This is a genomic window from Phyllobacterium sp. UNC302MFCol5.2, assembly GCF_000686005.1.
Classification (GTDB): Bacteria; Pseudomonadota; Alphaproteobacteria; order Rhizobiales; family Rhizobiaceae; genus Phyllobacterium; species Phyllobacterium pellucidum.
Map to the genome: position 1 here is coordinate 1,833,910 of NZ_JMLL01000010.1, position 20,927 is coordinate 1,854,836.

22 protein-coding genes are annotated in these 20,927 nt (G+C 60.0%); 4 read left to right on the forward strand and 18 right to left on the reverse strand.

What is annotated here, in order from left to right:
* Positions 1–28: 28 nt before the first annotated feature.
* Together BR48_RS0110960 and ftsE are read right to left on the reverse strand one after the other, a co-directional pair.
* The gene (locus BR48_RS0110960) at positions 29–1,015 is read right to left on the reverse strand and encodes an ABC transporter permease (protein ID WP_027231342.1); all 987 of its coding nucleotides are present in this window, start codon (positions 1,013–1,015) and stop codon (positions 29–31) included.
* The gene (gene ftsE, locus BR48_RS0110965) at positions 1,008–1,631 is read right to left on the reverse strand and encodes a cell division ATP-binding protein FtsE (protein WP_027231343.1); all 624 of its coding nucleotides are present in this window, start codon (positions 1,629–1,631) and stop codon (positions 1,008–1,010) included. The genes BR48_RS0110960 and ftsE overlap by 8 nt, the downstream gene beginning before the upstream one ends.
* Positions 1,632–1,836: 205 nt before the next feature.
* On the opposite strand from ftsE, the gene BR48_RS0110970 reads away from it, so the two are divergent.
* Both BR48_RS0110970 and hpt read left to right on the forward strand, forming a co-directional pair.
* Positions 1,837–2,130, forward strand: a complete 294-nt coding sequence (locus tag BR48_RS0110970) for a hypothetical protein (RefSeq protein ID WP_027231344.1) — start codon at positions 1,837–1,839, stop codon at positions 2,128–2,130.
* A 96-nt stretch (positions 2,131–2,226) separates the two neighbouring features.
* A complete protein-coding gene (gene hpt / locus BR48_RS0110975) occupies positions 2,227–2,769 on the forward strand; it encodes a hypoxanthine phosphoribosyltransferase (RefSeq protein WP_027231345.1) in 543 nt (180 codons plus the stop codon).
* Here hpt and BR48_RS0110980 read toward each other — a convergent pair.
* The 4 genes from BR48_RS0110980 to argH all read right to left on the reverse strand — a co-directional run bounded on the left by BR48_RS0110980 (position 2,766) and on the right by argH (position 8,395).
* A complete protein-coding gene (locus tag BR48_RS0110980; protein WP_027231346.1) occupies positions 2,766–5,330 on the reverse strand; it encodes a TIGR02302 family protein in 2,565 nt (854 codons plus the stop codon). The genes hpt and BR48_RS0110980 overlap by 4 nt on opposite strands.
* Positions 5,331–5,453: 123 nt before the next feature.
* Positions 5,454–6,719 (reverse strand): diaminopimelate decarboxylase, encoded by a 1,266-nt coding sequence (gene lysA, locus BR48_RS0110985; protein ID WP_027231347.1) that lies wholly within the window; start codon positions 6,717–6,719, stop codon positions 5,454–5,456.
* Between the two features lie 9 nt (positions 6,720–6,728).
* On the reverse strand, positions 6,729–6,914 hold the full coding sequence (locus BR48_RS0110990; protein ID WP_027231348.1) for a lipoprotein: 186 nt from the start codon (positions 6,912–6,914) through the stop codon (positions 6,729–6,731).
* 80 nt (positions 6,915–6,994) lie between these two features.
* Positions 6,995–8,395 carry an argininosuccinate lyase gene (gene argH, locus BR48_RS0110995; RefSeq protein WP_027231349.1) on the reverse strand — a complete coding sequence of 467 codons (1,401 nt, stop codon included), beginning with the start codon at positions 8,393–8,395 and terminating at the stop codon, positions 6,995–6,997.
* 33 nt (positions 8,396–8,428) lie between these two features.
* Between argH and BR48_RS0111000 the strand changes: the two genes are divergently transcribed.
* Positions 8,429–9,106, forward strand: a complete 678-nt coding sequence (locus tag BR48_RS0111000) for a TlpA disulfide reductase family protein (RefSeq protein ID WP_027231350.1) — start codon at positions 8,429–8,431, stop codon at positions 9,104–9,106.
* Positions 9,107–9,182: 76 nt separating this feature from the next.
* Here BR48_RS0111000 and BR48_RS0111005 read toward each other — a convergent pair whose 3' ends face one another.
* The 11 genes from BR48_RS0111005 to BR48_RS0111055 all read right to left on the reverse strand — a co-directional run bounded on the left by BR48_RS0111005 (position 9,183) and on the right by BR48_RS0111055 (position 19,080).
* The gene (locus tag BR48_RS0111005; protein ID WP_027231351.1) at positions 9,183–11,111 is read right to left on the reverse strand and encodes a DEAD/DEAH box helicase; all 1,929 of its coding nucleotides are present in this window, start codon (positions 11,109–11,111) and stop codon (positions 9,183–9,185) included.
* Positions 11,112–11,437: 326 nt separating this feature from the next.
* A complete protein-coding gene (locus BR48_RS0111010; protein WP_027231352.1) occupies positions 11,438–11,911 on the reverse strand; it encodes a YaiI/YqxD family protein in 474 nt (157 codons plus the stop codon).
* A 3-nt stretch (positions 11,912–11,914) separates the two neighbouring features.
* Complete coding sequence (locus tag BR48_RS24350) at positions 11,915–12,553, reverse strand: exopolysaccharide biosynthesis protein (protein ID WP_051614770.1); 639 nt, start codon at positions 12,551–12,553, stop codon at positions 11,915–11,917.
* Positions 12,554–12,574: 21 nt separating this feature from the next.
* Entirely contained in the window at positions 12,575–13,612 is a 1,038-nt protein-coding gene (locus tag BR48_RS24355) for a TerC family protein (protein WP_081815822.1), read from the reverse strand.
* A 174-nt stretch (positions 13,613–13,786) separates the two neighbouring features.
* Positions 13,787–14,668 carry a 3-hydroxybutyryl-CoA dehydrogenase gene (locus tag BR48_RS0111025; protein ID WP_027231353.1) on the reverse strand — a complete coding sequence of 294 codons (882 nt, stop codon included), beginning with the start codon at positions 14,666–14,668 and terminating at the stop codon, positions 13,787–13,789.
* A gap of 97 nt (positions 14,669–14,765) precedes the next feature.
* Positions 14,766–15,695, reverse strand: coding sequence for an electron transfer flavoprotein subunit alpha/FixB family protein (locus BR48_RS0111030; protein ID WP_027231354.1), 930 nt, complete (start codon positions 15,693–15,695; stop codon positions 14,766–14,768).
* A 21-nt stretch (positions 15,696–15,716) separates the two neighbouring features.
* Positions 15,717–16,466 carry an electron transfer flavoprotein subunit beta/FixA family protein gene (locus tag BR48_RS0111035; protein ID WP_027231355.1) on the reverse strand — a complete coding sequence of 250 codons (750 nt, stop codon included), beginning with the start codon at positions 16,464–16,466 and terminating at the stop codon, positions 15,717–15,719.
* Between the two features lie 204 nt (positions 16,467–16,670).
* Entirely contained in the window at positions 16,671–17,378 is a 708-nt protein-coding gene (locus tag BR48_RS24360) for a rhomboid family intramembrane serine protease (RefSeq protein ID WP_155810835.1), read from the reverse strand.
* 39 nt (positions 17,379–17,417) lie between these two features.
* Positions 17,418–17,996, reverse strand: coding sequence for a cob(I)yrinic acid a,c-diamide adenosyltransferase (locus BR48_RS0111045; RefSeq protein ID WP_027231356.1), 579 nt, complete (start codon positions 17,994–17,996; stop codon positions 17,418–17,420).
* A gap of 9 nt (positions 17,997–18,005) precedes the next feature.
* Positions 18,006–18,203, reverse strand: a complete 198-nt coding sequence (locus BR48_RS0111050; protein WP_027231357.1) for a twin transmembrane helix small protein — start codon at positions 18,201–18,203, stop codon at positions 18,006–18,008.
* Between the two features lie 43 nt (positions 18,204–18,246).
* Positions 18,247–19,080 (reverse strand): SDR family oxidoreductase, encoded by an 834-nt coding sequence (locus tag BR48_RS0111055; protein WP_027231358.1) that lies wholly within the window; start codon positions 19,078–19,080, stop codon positions 18,247–18,249.
* A 106-nt stretch (positions 19,081–19,186) separates the two neighbouring features.
* Here BR48_RS0111055 and BR48_RS0111060 point away from each other — a divergent pair, with 106 nt between their 5' ends.
* The gene (locus tag BR48_RS0111060) at positions 19,187–20,041 is read left to right on the forward strand and encodes a YihY/virulence factor BrkB family protein (protein ID WP_027231359.1); all 855 of its coding nucleotides are present in this window, start codon (positions 19,187–19,189) and stop codon (positions 20,039–20,041) included.
* On the opposite strand, the gene BR48_RS0111065 is transcribed toward BR48_RS0111060, so the two are convergent.
* A complete protein-coding gene (locus BR48_RS0111065) occupies positions 20,008–20,892 on the reverse strand; it encodes a DMT family transporter (protein ID WP_027231360.1) in 885 nt (294 codons plus the stop codon). The two genes, BR48_RS0111060 and BR48_RS0111065, sit on opposite strands and share 34 nt — an antisense overlap.
* Between the last annotated feature and the right edge of the window lie 35 nt (positions 20,893–20,927).

The following is a 20,927-nucleotide window of genomic DNA, read 5'->3' on the forward strand; positions in this document are numbered from 1 at the left end:
CCATGTTACTGAAACTAAATTAACAAAGTTAGGTTTCGTCGCGTCTGTCCACCTGTCTTAAATGTGCAATGACCGTCATTCGCGTTGTAATCATCGTGAGGACGCTGACCGCCAGAATAATAAGGACAACACCGGTATAGCCGCTCGATCCGATGGAAAAATTGCCGAAAAGCGCGGTCGCCTGATCTGCCTCAGGCGTGGCGAGATTGCGCGACGACCACCACGCAATCATCAGGAAAATGGCTATCGCGAGCGCGCCGCCGCAGAGTGCTCCCTTGAGCGCGGTCCAGAAGAAATGCCGCTCGAACTGGCGGGCAACGAACTTCTGTTCAGCGCCGATGAAATGCAGCACCTCGATGATATGGCCGTTGCCCGCCATGGCGCCGCGCGTTGCGAAGATAACCGTCAGCACCGTCGCCGCCACGACGAGGGCAAGGACCGCGGTGCCGATGAGCACGGTCGAGCGGGCCATTGAGACGAGGCGGTCCACCCAGTTGCGGTGATCGTCAAAGCTTGCCCCCGGCACATCCTTGACGAGCGCGGCGCGGATGGCGGCAAAATCGGGCATAGCGGCCTCGTCGAGCGTCACGACAACGAGGCGCGGCACCGGGAGTTCATCAATGTCGAGCCCGGTGCCGAGCCACGGCTCAAGCAGCCGCGCCGTCGCTGCCCTGTCGATGATCCGCGTTGCCTTCACGCCGGCGAAACCTTGCGCAATACCACTTGCCTTGGCGAGCAGCGCTTCCATGTCCTCGCCCTCGACGGGGCGTATCTGGATGGTGGCTTCAGTCGAAATCTGACTCTGCCAGGTGGCCGCTGTCGATTGGACAAGGCTGACGGCGCCTATTGTGAGGCAGGCAAGAAAGGTCATGATGGCAATCACGATCATCAGAGCATGTCCGACGACATTGCCTGCAGGAACGATCGGCGCCTGGCCGTTGCCGCCGCGCACACGCGCGACAAGGACGCCAATGGCGGAGAACGCCTGTTCCTTGAGGCGGGCGGCGTCAATCATAGATGTCGAGCCTCCCCTGATCGAGGATCATGCGCCGCGCATTGATCTGGTCCATCAGCGTGAGATCGTGGGTGGCGATGACAACGGCGGTGCCGGAACGATTGAGCTCGCCAAAGAGCCGCAACAGCCGCCGCGCCAGCGGCGGATCGACATTGCCCGTAGGCTCGTCGGCAAGCAGAATCTCGGGCTGGTCAATGAGGGCGCGAGCGATTGCCGCGCGCTGCTTCTCACCGCCGGAAAGAACTGGCGGGAGCACGTGCATGCGCTCGCCAAGGCCGACCCAGTGCAAAAGTTCCTCGACTTCGGCGCGGTATGTCGCCTCTTCCTTGCCGCGCACACGCAGCGGCAGCGCGACATTCTGATAGGTCGTCATGTGATCGAGAAGGCGGAAATCCTGAAAGACGACGCCTATCCGGCGGCGCAGTAGCGGCATTTCCTTCGATGAGATGGTGGCAATGTCCTTGCCGAAAACCGTAATCAGACCGCGTGTCGGCTTCAGCGTCATGAAGAGGAGACGCAGCAGCGAGGTCTTGCCGGCGCCAGAGGGACCGGTCAGAAACTGGAACGAGCGGGGCGAGATATGGAGGCTGACATCACGCAGCACCTCCGGGCCCATCCCGTATCGCAGTCCGACATTCTCAAAGCGAATCAAGCGTAGTTTTCCAATCTCAAATCCATGCCCGTTTTATTTGGCGCGAACAGATTTGACCACCCATCAACATGCCTGAACAACAGCCGAAACGTTAATTTTTGCGCGCTAGGCTCCTGCGCATGATTCGGACAAACATGACTGCAACATGGCAGGGTGAGCGGAAAACCGGATGAATGCACAATCTGCAGCACCGCTTGCGAACGATGCCATGAATATTGCGTCGGCGCAGGCATTCGCCATGCCCGACATCGAAGACGCTTCGTTCGAAACGATAATGCCAGGTGGAAGCGCGATCGACGCAGATGCTGAGGTGGCGGCAATAGCAGGCGGCTTTGCGATATTCACTCCTGCGGTTTCGCGCCGTCCAACCCTTCCCGGTTTTGGCTACTGGCTGGTCGTCGCTTTGGCGGCCCCGTCGGCATTCTGGATCGCCGGCGGGCACGTGCTATTCATCGGACAGTAAGCCGCCCGCACATGTTCAACTTTGCTTTTTGCCTCAGGATCAGGCTATAGAGCGCATCTGCGCAACCACCCCGTATATGAAACCGGAAAGACACGCATGCCAAAGGTCAGCGGAAGAAACATCGACGTTCTATTCAGCGCCGAAACGATTGCGGAGCGGAACCTCGAACTGGCAAAGGCCATTGTCGGGCGCAACTTCCAGAACCTCCTCGTTATTTCGATCCTCAAGGGATCGTTCATCTTTGCAGCCGACCTGATCCGCGCCATGCACGATGCGGGCGCGGAACCCGATGTCGAATTCATAACGGTGTCAAGCTACGGCAAGGGAACCGAGAGCGGCGAAGTGCATCTTTTGCGCGATATCGACAGCGATGTGCATGGACGCGATGTGCTGTTGATCGATGATATTCTGGAATCGGGCAAGACTCTTAAGTTCACGCGCGAATTGATGCTGGCGCGCGGCGCCCGCAGCGTTTCCATTGCCGTGCTTCTCGACAAAAGCGTCAAGCGCAAGACCGATATCGAGGCCGATTTCAAGGGTTTTGAATGCCCGGACTATTTCGTCGTCGGCTATGGCATGGATGTCGGCCACTCGTACCGGCAGCTGCCCTATGTCGGCGTCGTGACTGACGACGCTTAATCGAACTTCAATAGCCGCTCGAGATAGTCCTTTTCCATCTGCGGGCTCAGCGCATTGCCAAGCCTGCGGCGGATGGCATCCAGGATCTCGCGCGCCCGCTGGATATCGATTTCGCCGGGGACCTTTGTGCTGGTGCCGTCGTCGATGCCGCCAGTGCGGCGCTCGCGGCCGAGCGGATCGAGCCGGCCGTTTTGCTGGCGTCCTTCCGGTCCGGTCTGGCCCTCCTGACCCATCGCCTGTTGCATCTGTTTCATCATGTCCTGGCCGCCGCGGCGCAAGGCGTCAAGCGCATTGCTTTGCTGGTCGAGCGCCTGACCCCCATCAGCTTCGCCGAGCGACTTGCCGGCATCGCCCATTGATTTGCCGGCATCGCCGAAGTCCTTGCCCGGATTGATGCCGAGGCCCTTAAGATCGTCCATCATCTGGTCGAGATCGGACCTGAGCTTGTTCTGCCCTTCCTGCAGGCCGCGCAAGGCGTTCTCGATCTCCTGATCTGACATCTGGCCCTGGTTGCCCTGCTGGCCATTTTGCCCTTGTTGACCATTCTGGCCGTAGTCCTGCTGCATGCCGTTCTGGCGCTGCTGCTCAAGGCGGTGGGTCTGGTTCATCATGTCCTGCTGGCGCCGCATCAACTCGCCGAGCTTGTCCATCTGCTGGCGCATCTGACCTTGCTGACCGTTCTGACCACGCTGGTTCTGCCCCATCTGCAGGTTGTTGAGCATGTTCTCCAATTCGGAGAGCAACTGTTGCGCCTGATCGCGCGAACCCTGCTTGGCAAGATCCTCGATCTGGTCGAGCATGCGGTCGAGGTCTTCCTGGCGCAGTTCCTGCATGTTTTGGTTCGGCGCTTGCGCCATGTTGGGATTTTTCTGCGCCTTTTCAGCAAACTCGCGCAGATACTGGTTCATCGCCTGTCGCAGTTCGGCCATGCGGCGTTCGATTTCTTCCTGGCTCGCGCCCCGTTCCAACGCCTGTTTCAACGCTTCCTGCGCTTCACGCAGCCGCCGTTCAGCGTCAGAAAGGGCGCCATCCTCTATGCCGCGCGCGACCTGCCACATATAGGCGACAACATCGCGCAACTGGTCATCGGTGCGGGCAATGTCGAGCCGTGTGTGGACGCTGCGCAAGGCAAGATAATGCGAGGCGTTCTTGATGGTTTCTTCCGGCCACATCGTGATTGCGTCCAGCGTGTTGAGCACATCCTGCCGGGCGTTGGCATTCAGCGCCAGGTTGCGGCGCTGCTCGATTACCGCACGGGCCAGCGGATTGGCGAACGGCCGCTCCGGCATGATGAGCGTCTTCGTTTCGCTGCGCGCCTCCTGCTTGGCGTCATCGGTGGCAACAAGCGTCATGCGGATTTCGGAGCCCGCCCATGGATGCTCCGTAAGGTCCTTGGTGGTCTTGGTCTCCTTTGCCGCTTCGCCGCGGCGGGGCAGTGCAAGCGGAAGGTCCGGCGCATTGTAGAGCGGACGGGCGTCATTGTCGGCAGGCTTGGCCGGTTCCATCCTGGCGACGGCACTGACCGCGCCGTAATCATCCTTGATTTCGTAGGTCACCTCCATGGTCCCGTTTGCCGCGCTCGACGGGTCCTTGGTGAAGCGGATAGAAGGCGGCTCATCCGGGATGACGGAGAAGGTCCATTCGGCGTTGCCGCGGCCATCGACAAACAGCGCGACGTTGCTGGTAGCGCCGAGCGACATCTCGAAATTGCGCGGCCTGTCCTTTACGGCCTCGCCTTCAGGCTGCTTGCCTTCCTGCTTGGCAGCAACGTCCGCGGCAATTCCGCCATGTGGTCGCAGTGTCACCTTCTCCGTACCGTTTCCGCCAATAACGCGGATAGTGAGGATGCTGCCTTCTGGAACCGTGAACTGTTTCTCGGCGGTGTTGGCTGCCGACGTCAGGAACAGCGGCGCGCGCCCGGTATAACGCGGCGGCGTGACCCAGGCATCGATCCGCGGCGGCGCCACGTTGCTACCGCCATGGCTGCGGAAAGCATCGCTGATGTGCCCACCCAAAGGCCCGCCAGAGAAGGCGAAAGCAATTACCAGAAACAGGCCGACGATTGCGCGCAAACCCCACGGGTCGATTTCGGGCACACGTGTCTGCGGCAGGTCGCTCTTGAGATTGCGAATGCGTTCCGCCATCCGCCGGCGGTGCTCGTCCCAGAGTGCGCGGGCGAAGGGGTCGGCGCTGCTCGTGGCCAATTCTTCCGACTGCACGGTGATTGGCTGATGGTCGAGGGCATTGACCTTTTCGAGCCGCGCATCGATCTCCTCCTGATCCGGCAGGCGGAACTTCAAAAGGAAATAGAAGCACGGCATGAGTCCGATTAGGAAAAGCGCCAGCGTACCGAGGCGCAAAAGATCCGGCATCAGCCGGAAAATTCCAAACCAGGAAAGGCAAAGAAAGACGCCGCCCAGCAGCAGGAACGGCAGCAGCAGCGGCCAGAGGCGCTCGAAACTGATCGCGACCCATGTGGACAAACGGAGGCGATCGATACTCCTGAAAATATCGAACCTGACCCCTTCAGCGTCCCGTTGGTCGGGGTGTTGATCGGTCATACGCACTCCATCTCGGCAACATCGACGATGATGGCCCTAAAGAACAATAACATCCATCATGGCAAAGGCGAGGCCTTGGCCGAAAAAACCGATCATAGTTTTGTGTTTAGGTCTGTAAAAAACTCACAACCATTCGGGGATTGAATCAAGCCCGATCAGTTCCTCATAGCTCGTGCGTCGGCGGACAACATGAAATTGATCGCCACTGACAAGGACTTCCGGCACGAGCAGGCGCGTGTTGTAGGTGCCGGCCTGCACGGCTCCGTAGGCACCGGCCGTACCGATGGAGATGAGATCGCCTGGCGCCGGCCGCGGCAGGTCGCGGTCCAGCCCAAGATAATCGCCAGTCTCGCAAACTGGCCCGACAATGTCGGCGCGGATACGCGGCTGCGAAGCCGAAGCCTCCCTGACAGGCCGGATGATATGGAAAGCATCGTACAAGGTCGGGCGGATCAGATCGTTCATTGCCGCATCGACGATGACGAAGTTGCGCGCGTCGCCTTCCTTGAGGAAGATTACCTCGCTGACGAGGATACCGGCATTGCCGACGATGAGCCGCCCGGGCTCGAAGATCGTCTTCAGGCCGAGCGGCTTGATGTGCCTCGCAACGATCTCGGCATAGGCATCCGGCAGCGGCGGCGGGTTGTTGTCGAAATGATAGGGGATGCCGAGGCCACCGCCGAGATCGACATGCTGGATGTCATGACCATCGGCCTTGAGCTGGGCGACCAGCTCGGCGAGGAGACGGAAGGCATTGTCAAAGGGTTCGAGATCGGTGATCTGGCTGCCGATATGCATGTCGACGCCAATGACCTTAAGTCCCGGAAGTTTTGCGGCCCGGGCGTAGACCTCACTTGCCCTTGCAAGCGGAATGCCGAACTTGTTTTCCGATTTGCCCGTCGAGATCTTCTTGTGAGTCTTGGCATCGACATCTGGGTTGATGCGGAGTGATACCGGTGCAACCTTGCCCGCGGCCACAGCCCTGCTTGAAAGCAGTTCGAGTTCAGGCTCGGATTCGACGTTGAAGCAGTGGATGCCGGCAGCGAGGGCATAGTCCATCTCGCCGGGCTTCTTGCCGACGCCGGAAAAGACGATCTTTCCGGCGGGAATGCCCGCGACAAGGGCACGGCGCAGTTCGCCTTCCGAGACGACATCGGCGCCTGACCCCAGCTTCGCCAGCGTTTTCAGCACAGCCTGATTGGAGTTGGCCTTGAGCGCGTAACAGACGAGCGCATCCATTTCGGCAAAAGCGGAGGAAAAGACCTTGAAATGCCGTTCGATCGTTGCGGTCGAATAGCAATAGAACGGCGTGCCCACGACCCGCGCGATATCGGGGATGCAGACGCCTTCGGCGTGTAGAACGCCGTCCTTGTATTCGAAATGGTTCACGGCAATGGCCTAGATCAATGGGTCGAGTATGAAACGCTTGTCCTGGGCGGGAGGGGCGGCCGTTTTCGGCTCGCCCGGCGCGGAGGTCACGGAGGCTGGCGGCAATTCGAGCGGACCCTTGCGGCCGCAAGCCGAAACGGCGCTCGCAATCGCCAGTGTGACCAGAATTGTCGTCAGAATGGAACAGCTTGCCATAGGTCTTGATCCTGTCGTCCGGAAGGGCGGTTGTCCTTGTCTAGTGCATGATGGCGACTTAGGGAAGAGTCACCCGCTACCTAGAGTTTTGCAATTCGCTTTTGCCAGAACTTGATCTGCTTGCGAACCTGTTCCGGGGCCGTTCCACCATAGGATTTGCGGCTGCGCACGGATTTGTCGACGGTCAGAAAGCCGAACACAGCCTCGGTAATCCCCGGGTTAATGCCCTGAAGCTCGGCGAGCGACAATTTACCGAGATCGGATTTCTTCTGCTCGGCGAGGGCGACAGCGCGTCCGGTGACGTGATGCGCCTCGCGAAACGGCAGTCCGAGTTCACGCACCAGCCAATCCGCGAGGTCCGTCGCGGTGGAATAGCCCGAGCCCGCGGCCTTCTTCATCGCCGCCACATTGATCGTCATGTCGCCGACCATGCCGGTCATCGCCGCAAGGGCAAGCTCGAGGGTTTCTGCGGCGTCAAACACTGCCTCCTTGTCCTCCTGCATGTCCTTCGAATAGGTGAGTGGCAGTCCCTTCATGACGGTCAGGAGACCGACCAAAGAACCGGTAATGCGGCCGGTCTTGGCCCGCACCAGTTCGGCGGCATCGGGGTTCTTCTTCTGCGGCATGATCGATGAGCCGGTCGAGAAGGAATCCGACAGCCGCACGAAACCGAACTGCGGCGTCGACCAGATCACGATCTCTTCGGCGAGGCGTGATAAATGCGTCGCGGCAATTGCCGCCACCGAGAGAAATTCGAGCGCGTAGTCGCGATCGGAAACGCTGTCGAGCGAGTTCCTGGTTGGTTCGCGGAAGCCGAGCGCCTTCGCGGTCATGTGACGGTCGATGGGAAAGCCGGTGCCGGCAAGGGCAGCGGCGCCGAGCGGCGATTCGTCCAGGCGTTCAATCGCATCCTTGACGCGGCCGAGGTCGCGCCCGAACATTTCGACATAGGCCATGCAATGATGGCCGAAGGTGACAGGCTGGGCGGTTTGAAGATGGGTGAAGCCCGGCATCAGTGTTGCCGCATGTTCTTCGGCGCGGCGAAGAAACGCCTCGATGAGCTTCTTCAAGGCGACCGCGACCTTTTCGAATTCCGCCTTTACCCACAGGCGAAAATCGACCGCAACCTGATCATTGCGCGAACGCGCCGTGTGCAGGCGGCCCGCCGCTGCACCGATGAGTTCGGCCAGCCTCGACTCGACATTCATGTGAATGTCTTCAAGTTTGCGTGAGAAATTGAACTTTCCGCCCTCGATCTCTGACAAAATCGTGTTCAGGCCGCCCGCGATCTTGTCGTAATCCTCTGCCGCGATTATGCCGGTTTTCGCAAGCATGGCAGCATGGGCAAGTGAACCTTGAATGTCCTGGGCGTAGAGTTTCTGGTCGAAACCGATGGAAGCGTTGATCTCTTCCATGATCGCGGCGGGACCGGAGGCAAAACGGCCGCCCCACATTTCATTGCTGTTCTTCTTGTCGGACATGATGCGCCTTGGTGAGTAGCGAAAGAGTAGAAAATGGCAGGCAGCGACGAGACAGGCAAAACCCAACGGAGCGGCAGCAGGAGGATCATTTCCCTTGCCGCGCTCGCTGGCATCCTTGCCGGTGCGGTTGCGGTATACGTGATGGAGCGGCCCTCTGGCAATATTGCCACCGCGACAAACACAGGCGATCAATGTGCGCTGAAAACCGCCAATGCAAAGACGATCGACAAGTCGGCAACCGGTGCCGTGGCGGCGATGCGCGGCGCCGATACGCCGCAATCGATGACGTCGCTCAGCTTCACCGGTCCCGACGGGAAGCCGGTGCGGCTCGAGGATTTCAAGGGCAAGACTTTGCTGGTCAATCTCTGGGCCACCTGGTGCCTGCCCTGCCGCGAGGAAATGCCGGCGCTCGACGCGCTACAGGCGAAGAAAGGCGGCGATGACTTCAAGGTCGTGACGATCAATATTGATACGGGCGACGAAACGAAGCCGAGGACGTTCCTGAATGAAATCGGCGTCAAATCGCTGGAGCTCTATCGCGATCCGTCGATGGTCGTCTTCAACGATCTGAAGCGCAAGAACCTCGCCTTCGGGCTTCCCGTAACAATGCTTGTCGACAAGGAAGGCTGCCAGATCGCCGCCATGAACGGCCCCGCCGAATGGTCCGGCGAAGACGCCGCCCGCTTTATCGACGCGGCAAAGGCTCTCTAAGTCAGGGCTAAATGCTTCCCTGATCGCTACCGCGATCCTTGGGCTGACGAACAAGGCAGCCCCGGCGTATCGCTTATTATTCGCCCCCGCCGGCGGCGGCTTTGCGTGCCTTCTTGGCCTTGTACTTGTCAAAGCCATGCAACTCGCCGGGCTTGCGCTCCTTCGGCTGCTTTTTCGGCTTTTCGGCCGTCCAGCCTTCGGGCTTCGCCTTGGCCGGCTTGGCTGCCCAATCGCCTTTCGGCTTGTCGTCGCGGGTGCGCGGCTTGTCATCCCAATCGCGCTTTTCGCCGAAGCTCTTCTTGCCCTTGTATTCGCCGCCATCGCTGCGGCGCGCACCAGCAGAGCCCGGGCCCTCGCTGCGGGTAATGTTCACGCCCTTTTCGCCGCTGCCGTACTGCTTGATACGGGCGAGGAAGTCGTCGGCCTTGCTGGCAGTGATCTCGAAACGCGTTTCGGTGTCGAGAATCTTGATCGATCCCACATCGGTCTTGGTGATATCACCGGCCTTGCAGATCAGCGGCAGGAGCCAGCGCGGTTCGGCGCGCTGCTTGCGGCCGACGCTGACGGAAAACCATGCGCCACTTTCGAACTCCGTATTACGCGCCGAGCGCACTCCGCGGTCAGCGCGTTCGCCCCGCTCCGGACGCTCGTCGAAACGGCTGCCCTTGCGCATTGGTTCGAGCACATGCGACGGCGTCGAAGACAGTTCCTCGGGGGCAGGACGTGCGGCCATCTGCTGGCGCAGATAGGCGGCCGCAATCTGCTCTGGCGAATGCTTTTCAAGCAGTTCGCGCACGAAATCCGCCTCGTCCTCGGCGACGGTTTCGGTCAGTGACGGATCGTTGAGGATACGTTCGCGATTGCGCTTGTTGATGGCTGCGGCGTCCGGCGGCGGGACCATGGATGTTGCGAGCTTGGCACCCTGCAGCAGGCGTTCCGCGGTACGGCGGCGTGATGGCGGCACGATCAGCACGCAGACGCCCTTGCGTCCGGCGCGTCCCGTGCGGCCGCTGCGGTGGAGCAAGGTCTCGGAATTGTTGGGAAGGTCGGCGTGGATGACGAGGTCGAGATTGGGCAGGTCGATACCGCGGGCGGCGACGTCGGTCGCAACGCAAACGCGGGCGCGACCGTCGCGCATCGCCTGCAAGGCGTTGGTACGCTCGGCCTGGCTGAGTTCGCCGGAAAGCGACACAACATTGAAGCCGCGATTGGAAAGACGGCTGGTCAGGTGTTTGACCGCTTCGCGGGTCGAACCGAAGATGATCGTGTTCTGCGCATCGTAGTAGAGCAATGCGTTTATGATGGCATTTTCGCGCTCGCGCGGCGCCACCGGCATGATGTGGTATTCGATGTCGCTGTGCTGTTCCTTTTCGCTCGTGGCGGAAATGCGCAGCGCATTGTTCTGGAACTGCTTGGCCAACTGGGCGATGGGCTTCGGCACCGTCGCCGAGAACATCAATGTCCGGCGGTCTTCCGGCGCCTCACCGAGGATGAATTCGAGATCTTCGCGAAAGCCGAGATCGAGCATCTCGTCGGCTTCGTCCAGAACGACGGCGCGCAGGTCCGCCATGTCGAGCGAGCCGCGGGTAATGTGATCGCGCAGACGGCCGGGGGTACCGACGACGATATGAGCGCCGCCCTGCAGGGCGCGGCGTTCCTTGGTCATGTCCATGCCGCCGACGCAGGAAGCAATGCGCGCGCCGGTCTGCTCGTAGAGCCATTCGAGTTCGCGCCGCACCTGCAGCGCAAGCTCGCGCGTCGGTGCGATGACCAGCGCATAGGGCGCGCCGATGGATTCGAAGCGCTCAGCCCCTTCGAGCAGCGTCGGTGCGATGGCGATGCCGAAGGCAACGGTCTTGCCCGAGCCTGTCTGGGCGGAGACGAGAAGGTCTGCGCCTTGTGCCTCTGGAGCGAGCACGGCGGTCTGGACCGGGGTCAGGGTCTCATAGCCACGGGCTGCCAATGCACCGGACAACGCCGGGGCGATAGAATCGAAGATGGTCATTCATGAACTTTCAAGTATGGGTTTGGGCTGGTGTCTGGGCTCGGCGTCAATGGGAGCACGAGCGGCACGCATATAGCTTTGTTGCGTCCTCGTAGAGCTTATCGCGCATTTCGTCAATGGCGGGCGGCTCGCCGCGCGGACAATCCGCCTCGGCCATCTCGGGAAATCCTGCGATGATCTAGTTTTTTGCGTTGGCGGTAAAGCATTAGGGAAAGGCGCGCGGTGAAAATTGGTCGCACACGGACATTTTATAGGACTGTACTCAGAAGGGCCTATGGCGGTGATGATGCTGCGCTAGAAGCGCTGTAGCGGCGCGGATTCGTTGGCTAAACGAACCCCGCCCGCTTCAGACGCACGATGGCAAGGTCGAGCGCTGAAAGAAAAGCCGAGCGGTCCTTCGGCGAGAAGGGCCGCGGGCCGCCGGTGATCTGTCCCGCCTGGCGCAATTCCTCCATGAGGTTGCGGGTCGCCAACGTGTTGCCGATCGAGGCCTCGGTGAAAGCCCGCCCCGTCGGCGAAATCGCGTCGGCGCCGGCCTTGACGCAGCGGCTGGCGAGCGGAATATCCGCGGTGACAACAATATCGCCCCGGTGGACGCGCTCCGCGATCCAGTCGTCGGCCGCATCGAACCCGTCGCTGACAATGACGCGCTCGATCATCTGATCGCGCGGGATCGCCATGAAGGAATTCGACACCACATAGACCTTGACGCCATGGCGTTCGGCCACACGGTATATCTCCGCCTTGACCGGACAGGCGTCGGCATCGACATAGATCGTGATCTTGTTGGTCTCGGTCATGGTTCAGCCGAAAATATGCAAGGCGGCAAGGCCCACGGAGGCGCCAAGGCCGATGGCAATGCCGGCAGCGAGCGCCGCAACGAGCAGCCCGGTGCCGAGCCACAATCCGTCCTGTTCGCCAAGCCCGATCGAAAGCAGAACGATACTCAGTGCAGGCATCTGGTTGATCAGGGGAAACGGCAAAATCACGATCAGTGACATTGCCAGCGCGACAATGCTGACGACGCGCTCGACAATGATCTGCGGCACCAGCCAGTAGCGCGGGCGAGCCAGCTTTTCGAACCGCAGCAGAATGGGCTGTATCCGGCCGATGAAGGCGCGGTAAGTTTCGATACGCATGGATTTGCGGCGGATGAAGGCGGGAAACCACGGGTTCTCGAAACCGATCAGCATCTGGATCGAGAGCAGCACGAGCGGAATGCCGAAAATTGTCGATGTCCCGGGGGGAAGCGGCACCAGGTTGAGCGCCGAAAACAAGATCAGGAGCGCGCCGAAGCTGCGCTCCGAAAGTGCAGACAGGATATCGTCGAGTGATATCCTGTCCGCCTGTCTGTCGCCAAGATGGACAAGAACGCTAGAGAGGCGCCGTTCGTCAGGAGACCCATTCGGGTCCCAGTCGGACGGTGTTCCGTCAGCGTTCATCGCGTCCTCCTGCTCGATGGTTCAGACCTTCCCCGGCGTGTCAGCGGCAGCGGCGGCTGGGGAGGCTTTTCCATCATGTGACAATTCGGCCTTATGCTCGTGCCGGGTGCTCCAAAGCGAACCGAGGATACCCGCGAGCAGTATGCCAAGCGTGATCGACAGTGACCACATCGGCGGTATCTTTGCCAGCCCCAATGCGTCGGCGACGAAAATCTTTCCGCCGATGAAAACGAGGACGAGTGAGAGCGCGTATTTCAGATAAACGAAACGGTGGATGAGGCTTGCCAGCGCGAAATAGAGCGCACGCAGACCAAGAATTGCAAAGATGTTCGACGTGAAGACAAGGTAGGGGTCGGTGGTGATGGCGAAAATCGCCGGGATCGAGTCGACTGCGAAGATCACGTCTGCAAGTTCGACCATGACCAGCGCCAGAAGCAGCGGTGTGATCCAGGTCTGGCGTTTCATCGTCAGCGGGTCGGTGCGGCGCACGATGAACTTCTCGCCGTGCAGTTCCGGCGTGACGCGGAAGCGTTTGCTCATGAACTTGAAGACCGGGTTGGCCGAGACGTCATACTCCCCGTCACCGGAAACGAGCATCTTGATGCCGGTAAAAACAAGGAAGGCCGCGAAGAGATAAAGGACCCAGTGGTATTCCTGGACGATGGCAGCTCCCGCGGCAATCATGATGCCGCGCAGGACGACGACGCCAAGGATGCCGTAAACGAGGACACGGTGCTGGTACTGCTTTGGGATGGCGAAATAGCCGAAGATCATCGCTATGACGAAGATATTGTCCATCGCCAGGCTTTTTTCGACGACGAAGCCGGTGAGATATTGCATTCCGGCCTGGGGGCCGAGTTCCCACCAGATGAACCCGCCGAAGGCGAGGCCGAGACTGATATAAAAAGCCGAGAGCAAAAGGCTCTGGCTCATGCCTATGTCGTGGTTTTTACGGTTGAGGACGCCCAGATCAAGGGCGAGAAGAACGAGAACGAGGGTGAGAAAGCCAAGCCACATCCACAGGGGCTGGCCCATGGCGTCGGTAAATAGAAGCTCCATGTTGAAAAAGATCCGCCGGCATCGGTTCCAGATTACAGCTCCGACATCACGAGAGAGCCGGTAACTCCCGCCAGAGGGGCCCGGTGCTGCAATTCTGCCTCAGTTGGGAAGAGGCGGAGACCAATGCAAGGGTTTGATCGAAATATACTTTTGCGGCAAGCGGCTGGCGGAGGATCAGCGTGTCGGCACGGGGTGTTCGCCGCGATAGTCGTAAAAGCCGCGCCCCGCCTTGCGCCCGAGCCAGCCGGCTTCGACATATTTGACGAGGAGGGGGCAGGGGCGGTACTTCGAATCTGCGAGGCCGTCATAGAGGACCTGCATGATCGACAGGCAGGTATCGAGACCGATGAAATCGGCAAGCTGCAGCGGGCCCATTGGATGATTGGCGCCGAGCTTCATCGCCGTGTCGATCGCCTCTACCGAACCGACGCCCTCATAAAGCACATAGATCGCCTCGTTGATCATCGGCAGCAGAATGCGATTGACGATGAAGGCGGGAAAATCCTCAGCGACAGTAATCGTCTTGTCGAGGCTGGCGACGAACTCCCGCGCGGTCTCGAAGGTCACATTTTCGGTGGCGATGCCACGAATGAGTTCGACGAGCTTCATCACCGGCACCGGATTCATAAAGTGAATGCCAATGAAGCGCTCGGGCCGGTCGGTGGTGGCGGCAAGGCGCGTGATCGAAATCGACGATGTATTGGTGGCGAGGATCGCTTCCGGATTAAGATTCGGACAAAGCTGGGCAAAAATCTTGCGCTTGACGGTTTCGTCTTCGGTCGCCGCCTCAATGGCGAGATCCACGCCGGCCAGATCCTCCATGCTCAGGGCGGGACGGATATGCGACAGCGCTTTGACGCGGGCGGATTCCTCGAGTTTGCCATGGGAAACCGAACGAGCCATGTTGCCGTTGACCGTGGCGATGCCCTTCTCGATCTGTTCGGCAGACTGGTCATGGATCAAAACATTGTAACCGGCGACTGCGCAAACCTGGGCAATGCCCGAACCCATTTGCCCTGCGCCAATAATGCCTACAGTCTTGATCGTGCCAGCCATGTTTCCATCCGATTGTTATATGTACCATACAAACTAAATGGCCGGGGTAGTATCGTCTACCCCGGCCAGATAATTTCATTTCAAATTTTGAAGGATCTCAAAGCGCTTTTTCGAGTTCCGGCAGGATGGTGAAGAGGTCGCCGACGAGGCCGTAATCTGCCACCTGGAAGATCGGTGCTTCCTCGTCCTTGTTGATGGCGACGATGACCTTAGAATCCTTCATGCCGGCAAGATGCTGGATCGCACCGGAAATGCCGACCGCGATATAGAGGTCAGGAGCCACGACCTTGCCCGTCTGGCCAACCTGCCAGTCGTTGGGGGCGTAGCCGGCATCGACGGCGGCGCGCGACGCACCCACCGCTGCGCCGAGCTTGTCGGCAACAGGCAGGATCACTTCCTTGAACTTCTCGTTGGAGCCGAGCGCACGGCCACCCGAGATGATGATCTTCGCCGAGGTCAGTTCCGGACGGTCGCCGCCCGAAAGCTTGGCTTCGATGAATTTCGACAGGCCGGGATCGGCAGCGGCATTGACGCTTTCGACCGATGCCGAACCACCTTCACCGGCGGCGGCGAACGTTGCGGTGCGCACGGTGATGACCTTCGTGGCATCGGTGGCCTGCACGGTCTGGATGGCGTTGCCGGCATAGATCGGACGCTTGAAGGTGTCGGGCGATACGACTTCGATGATGTCCGAGACCTGCATGACATCAAGGAGCGCTGCAACGCGCGGCAGGATGTTCTTGCCGTTGGTGGTGGCAGCGGCAATGATCGTGTCGTAGTTGCCGGCAAGCGAAACGATGAGCGCGGCGCTTGCCTCGGCAAGGCGGTTGGCAAGATCGTCGCTTTCGGCGAGGAGAACCTTCTTGACGCCGCCAAGCTTGGAGGCCTGCTCCGCAACGCCCTTGGCGCCTTTGCCGGCGACAAGCACATGCACTTCGGGGCCGATGGCGAGGGCGGCCGTCAACGCCTTGGCGGTCTGGTCGGAAAGGGTCTCGTTGTCGTGTTCGGCAAACAGAAGAATAGCCATTTTATGTTCCTTTCCTAAATCTTAGAGAACGCCGGCTTCGTTCTTCAGCCTGGAGACGAGTTCGGCGACGTCCTTGACCTTGACGCCGGCCTTGCGGCCGCCCGGTTCCTCGGTCTTGATGACCTTGAGGCGGGGCTTGGTGTCGACGCCGTAATCAGCGGCCGACTTCTCGTCGAGCGGCTTCTTCTTCGCCTTCATGATGTTCGGGAGCGAGGCATAGCGCGGCTGGTTCAGGCGCAGGTCCGTGGTCACGATCGCCGGCAGCTTGATTTCAATGGTCTGCAGGCCGCCATCGACTTCGCGGGTCACCTGGGCGTCGTCGCTTCCGAGTTCAAGCTTGGAGGCGAAGGTTCCCTGGCTCCAGCCGAGCAGCGCGGAAAGCATCTGGCCGGTCTGGTTGGCATCATCATCGATGGCCTGCTTGCCGAGGATGACGAGCTTGGGCTGTTCGGCCTCGACGACACCCTTCAGGATCTTGGCAACGGCAAGCGGCTCGACAATGTCGTCGACCTTGACGAGGATGCCGCGATCGGCGCCCATGGCGAGCGCGGTACGGATCGTCTCCTGCGCCTGCGCCGGGCCGATGGAGACAACGACGATTTCCTCGACCTTGCCGGCTTCCTTCAGCCGCAACGCTTCCTCGACCGCGATTTCGTCGAACGGGTTCATCGACATTTTGACGTTGGCAAGCTCAACGCCCGAGCCGTCGCCCTTCACCCTGATCTTCACGTTGTAATCGACTACCCGCTTTACCGGTACGAGGACTTTCATGGGGACTCCCTCTTCAAAAAAGAAAGGCAGATTTAACTGCCTCAATATAGTACCCGCTTGCCGGATGCCGACATTGAGGTGAAAAAAACGACACGTCAGGTGCCGGAATTGCGCCGGACCGTAAATATGAGGGAAGTAAAGGTCAATTGGTGCGGCGGGCGATTTTTAAGTTCAAACGATTGAATAAATCTCATGTCTCGGGTGCTAACGCCCCCAACGGACCGGTGGCACATTTGAGGTTGCCTGCTCGGGCGCCTTTTCGGTTATGACTGCCTTTGGAGAGACAATCGCCCTGTCGAAAAGCGGCACGCCGCGGCGCTTTATTATGATGATCAGAAGCGCACCCGCAATGATGCCACCGACATGGGCCGGCCAGGAAACCTGTTCAGCGCCGCCGAACCCCAACATGAGAAATTGCGTCGCCACCCACAGCGCGAGCGGGTAGATAGCGGGGATGCGCAACGGGATTCGCCCGAAGGCCAATACCCAGACGCGAACACGGGGGTGGAGCAGCAGATAGGCCGCAACAATGCCGGCGATTGCCCCCGACGCGCCGATGAGCGGCATTTCCGAAGCAGGCAGTATGACGCCGTGCAGAAACGCACCCGCCGCCGCACAAAGGAGATAGAAGATCAGGAACTTCACATGTCCAAGGGCGTCCTCGACATTGTCGCCGAACACCCAGAGGAACAGCATGTTGCCACCGAGGTGGAAGATATCGGCGTGCAGGAAGGCATAAGTGATGTAGGTCGCATCCGGCGGCACGAAATCGTAATTCGCCGGGAGGTTGACCAGATGGTGGATGACGGCGGGAATGTAACCTAGGCCGATCGCGGCGGCCTGCGATACGTCGCCGGCAACGCTCATCACCGCGAAAACCAGGACATTGATGCCAATCAGGGTTGGCGTCATGCAGTGGAATGAACATCGGCGCCTCTATCCCCTCCGCACTCAGCGATTATGCCCGGGGACCCATAGCACGTCCTTCGCGCCATTGTCATTGACGACCCGTGCGGCGACGAAGAGAAAGTCGGAAACGCGGTTGATGTATTTGAGCGCCGCCGGTGTCACGGTTTCGTCCGGTTTCTGCGACAGCGCTACCATGTGACGCTCGGCGCGCCTTGCGACGGTGCGCGCCAGGTGAAGTGCCGCCGATGCTGGCGATCCGCCGGGAAGCACAAAGGAGCGCAGGGGTGCAAGGTTGGCGTTGAGCGCGTCTATATCTGCCTCGACGCGCTGGACCTGACTGTCGATGATGCGTAGCGGCTCGTAGGCAAGTGTCTCGCCGGTATCGGGCGTTGAAAGGTCGGCGCCGAGATCGAACAGATCGTTTTGGATGCGTGCGAGCATTGCATCAAGCTCCGGGAAGGTGCCCGTGTGGATGCGTGCAAGCCCGATGCAGGAATTCGCTTCGTCGACGGTACCGTAGGCTTCCACGCGAAGGTCATGCTTCAAGCGCCGCTCGCCGCTGCCAAGACCCGTGCTGCCGTCGTCGCCCGTGCGCGTGTAGATCTTGTTGAGCTTGACCATTTGTGAAACCTAGCCTGCCGCACGATGGAAATAGAGTGCGCCGACGATGAGGATGATGGCGATCAACTGCAGGAAGATGCGCAGTTGCATCATCTTGTTGGAGAAGTTGGCATCGCCTCCCTTCATCATGTTGCGCAGTCCGATGAGAAGAACGATCGTGACCGCCGCAATGGCAACGACCGCCAGAAACTTGAAGATAATATCCATGATGCATTTCCTTTCAGACCGGCCAGACTATAGGCTGATCTCATTATGATTGGCGTGCAAGCATGGCGTATAGCGCACGTGCGCTGAGAAATCTGCTTGCGAATGCGCTAATTTTTGCCGGGCGAGTGACGATATAATGCGGCCTCGGGCGTGGATTTTCCAAGGCGTCCTTGAGCACTGCATAAACCGCGTCCGGACCAAGCTTGAAGCGGGATTTAGTTCCGCCACCGCCGAGCCGGCTTACGAGTTTGCGGTAGTCATCGCGATGCACCGATTTTTCCGCATCGATATGCGTCTCGAATTGCTTGAGCGCGTTCAAGGGAAAACGTGTTGCAATGGGCCCCGGCTCGATGAGGGACACCTCGATGCCGGATCCCGCAAGTTCCATGCGTTGCACGAGCATCAAGCCCTCGACGGCAAACTTCGAGGCGACATAGGCGCCGCGCCACTTCATCGGCAACAAGCCGAGGATGGAGGAGCAATGGATGATCCGTCCGTGTCCCTGTCGGCGCATGGCGGGAACCACCATTTGCGTCAATTCGTGCCAGCCGAAGAAATTGGCGTCGAACTGTTCGCGCAAGGCGGCAATGGGCAAATCCTCCACCGCGCCGGGCAGCGAATAGGCGCCGTTGTTGAACAGGGCGCCGAGCTTTCCGCCCGTGCGGGAAAACACAGCATCGACGGTGGCGGCGATCGATTGCGGTTCCCGGTAGTCGAGGTAGAGGCCTGTGAGGCCGGCTGCATCGAGGGCTTCGATATCGGCGGGTTGCCTCGCGGTTGCGAACACAGTCCATCCGTCGGCCTTCAGTGCCCTTGCGCAATGCGCGCCGATGCCGCTGGAACATCCGGTAAGGAGAATCGTTCTGGAATCGGCCATGTTGCTGAATGTTTTCAAATTGTTCGTTTGATCCAAGACAAGAAAAGACTTCACATATTCGACCGCGCCTTGCAATCTTGGGCTTCACAGGGGGCAATCATCGCCGATGCGTAAAGTGTTTGGGTTTCTCCGGCGTGTGGTCGCCGATGCGCTGGGGCATTTCCTGACCGATGACGGTTGGGCGCTTGCCAGCCATGTCGCCCTTTCCGGCATCCTGGCGCTGTTCCCGTTCCTAATTTTTGCGACGTCGCTTGCGAGTTTTCTTGGCGCTAGCGCCTTCACCGATACGGCCGTTCACGTCATCTTCGATACCTGGCCTGACGTCATCGCTAGACCGATCGCGCAGGAGGTCCGCAACGTCCTCAACGTGCAGCGCGGCGGACTACTCACGGTCAGCGTCATTGCGGCGGCCTATTTCGCCTCCAATGGCATCGAAGCGCTGCGCGTTGCCCTCAACCGCGCCTACCGCGTCATCGATACGCGCTCGATCATTTTCTGCCGGCTGCAAAGTCTCGGTTTCGTCATGGTCGCGACGATCGGCATCATGGCGATCAGTTTCCTGCTCGTGCTTGCACCGCTCGCTCTGCGCATTGCAACACGCTGGATACCGGAACTTGTGCTCGTATCGGGTACGATTGTCTTCTGGCGCTATGTCATTGCCACAGCCGTTCTTGTCGTAGGTCTCCTCGTCGTGCACCTCTGGCTGCCGGCCGGGCAGCGGCGCTTCGTCGACATCCTGCCGGGCATTCTCATCACCCTGATCGCATGGACCGTCGGTGCGACCATTTTCGCAAGCTATCTCGAGACCTTCGCCTCCTATGTGACGACCTATGCGGGTCTTGCCTCGATCATGGTCGCTATCGTCTTCCTCTATATCATCGCCGCGATCTTCATCATCGGCGCTGAGGTCAATGCGGCGATCATCCGCTACCGGGAAGGCAAGGCAGCGGAACGTCTCTGACCCGTCGACAGCGCCACTCCGAGCGTGGCAATCGCCATGCCGATGAGCTGGAAATGCGTCAGCGTTTCGCCGAACAATACATAGGCCATGAGCGCGGTGACGCCCGGCACGAGATAGAACAGCGAAGCGACCTTGGAAACGGCGCCTTGCTTGATCAGGATCATGAGAAGCAGCACGGCACCGATCGAAAGCACGAAGACCAGCCAGAACATCGCAAAGGCAAGCGGGGCGACCCAGGTGACTTGATGCGTTTCAAGGACCAGGGACAGCAACCCCATCAGCACCGCGGCGCCGAAATATTGCAGAGCCGTCCCTGCCTTCAGGTCGATCGCGCCGACGAAGCGCTTTTGCCATACGGTGCCGGCGCTGATGGCGATAACCGAGACGATCGATGCGGTAACAGTGGCGGGCGTGATCCCGTCCGCCGAGATAGAGAGCTTCGGCCAGAGCACCATGGCGACGCCGGCGAAACCGACGGCCAGACCGGCCCAATGGCGGGGCTGGATAGTCTCGCCAAGGGCAACACCGGCAATCAGCGCGGTGATGAGCGGCTGCAGGCCGACGACCAGCGCCGACATACCGGCGGGCAGGCCCTGGTGAATAGCCCAGAACACGGCGCCGAGATAGACACCGTGGATGAGACAACCGGCAATGATGGCATGCATCGCCCCGCGCCTGCCCGGCCATGCATTGCCCGTGAGCGCGACCCAGACCCCGAGGATTGTGCCAGCGATAAGAAACCGCAGCGTCAGGAACAGGAACGGCTCCATATACGGCATCGCATAGCGCGCGCCAATGAAGCCTGTGGCCCAGAGCAGAACGAAAAGTGCAGGGAAAAGACGAACGGGCATGTCGGGAGACCGGCGGAACGAGGATAGCAGGGCTG

Excerpts from the sequence above, each read along its gene's own strand:
- BR48_RS24350 (WP_051614770.1), bottom strand. The coding sequence starts at position 12,553 with ATGAACGCTGACGGAACACCGTCCGACTGGGACCCGAATGGGTCTCCT.
- BR48_RS0111025 (WP_027231353.1), bottom strand. The coding sequence starts at position 14,668 with ATGGCTGGCACGATCAAGACTGTAGGCATTATTGGCGCAGGGCAAATG.
- BR48_RS0111045 (WP_027231356.1), bottom strand. The coding sequence starts at position 17,996 with ATGGTCAAGCTCAACAAGATCTACACGCGCACGGGCGACGACGGCAGC.
- BR48_RS0111005 (WP_027231351.1), bottom strand. The coding sequence starts at position 11,111 with ATGACCATCTTCGATTCTATCGCCCCGGCGTTGTCCGGTGCATTGGCA.
- BR48_RS0110980 (WP_027231346.1), bottom strand. The coding sequence starts at position 5,330 with ATGACCGATCAACACCCCGACCAACGGGACGCTGAAGGGGTCAGGTTC.
- BR48_RS0111050 (WP_027231357.1), bottom strand. The coding sequence starts at position 18,203 with ATGGATATTATCTTCAAGTTTCTGGCGGTCGTTGCCATTGCGGCGGTC.
- BR48_RS0111055 (WP_027231358.1), bottom strand. The coding sequence starts at position 19,080 with ATGGCCGATTCCAGAACGATTCTCCTTACCGGATGTTCCAGCGGCATC.
- BR48_RS24355 (WP_081815822.1), bottom strand. The coding sequence starts at position 13,612 with ATGGAGCTTCTATTTACCGACGCCATGGGCCAGCCCCTGTGGATGTGG.
- BR48_RS24360 (WP_155810835.1), bottom strand. The coding sequence starts at position 17,378 with ATGACGCCAACCCTGATTGGCATCAATGTCCTGGTTTTCGCGGTGATG.
- argH (WP_027231349.1), bottom strand. The coding sequence starts at position 8,395 with ATGTCCGACAAGAAGAACAGCAATGAAATGTGGGGCGGCCGTTTTGCC.
- BR48_RS0111000 (WP_027231350.1), top strand. The coding sequence starts at position 8,429 with ATGGCAGGCAGCGACGAGACAGGCAAAACCCAACGGAGCGGCAGCAGG.
- BR48_RS0110960 (WP_027231342.1), bottom strand. The coding sequence starts at position 1,015 with ATGATTGACGCCGCCCGCCTCAAGGAACAGGCGTTCTCCGCCATTGGC.
- BR48_RS0111010 (WP_027231352.1), bottom strand. The coding sequence starts at position 11,911 with ATGACCGAGACCAACAAGATCACGATCTATGTCGATGCCGACGCCTGT.
- BR48_RS0111060 (WP_027231359.1), top strand. The coding sequence starts at position 19,187 with ATGCGTAAAGTGTTTGGGTTTCTCCGGCGTGTGGTCGCCGATGCGCTG.
- BR48_RS0111030 (WP_027231354.1), bottom strand. The coding sequence starts at position 15,695 with ATGGCTATTCTTCTGTTTGCCGAACACGACAACGAGACCCTTTCCGAC.
- BR48_RS0111065 (WP_027231360.1), bottom strand. The coding sequence starts at position 20,892 with ATGCCCGTTCGTCTTTTCCCTGCACTTTTCGTTCTGCTCTGGGCCACA.
- BR48_RS0111035 (WP_027231355.1), bottom strand. The coding sequence starts at position 16,466 with ATGAAAGTCCTCGTACCGGTAAAGCGGGTAGTCGATTACAACGTGAAG.
- BR48_RS0110970 (WP_027231344.1), top strand. The coding sequence starts at position 1,837 with ATGAATGCACAATCTGCAGCACCGCTTGCGAACGATGCCATGAATATT.
- ftsE (WP_027231343.1), bottom strand. The coding sequence starts at position 1,631 with ATGGGCCCGGAGGTGCTGCGTGATGTCAGCCTCCATATCTCGCCCCGC.
- BR48_RS0110990 (WP_027231348.1), bottom strand. The coding sequence starts at position 6,914 with ATGGCAAGCTGTTCCATTCTGACGACAATTCTGGTCACACTGGCGATT.
- hpt (WP_027231345.1), top strand. The coding sequence starts at position 2,227 with ATGCCAAAGGTCAGCGGAAGAAACATCGACGTTCTATTCAGCGCCGAA.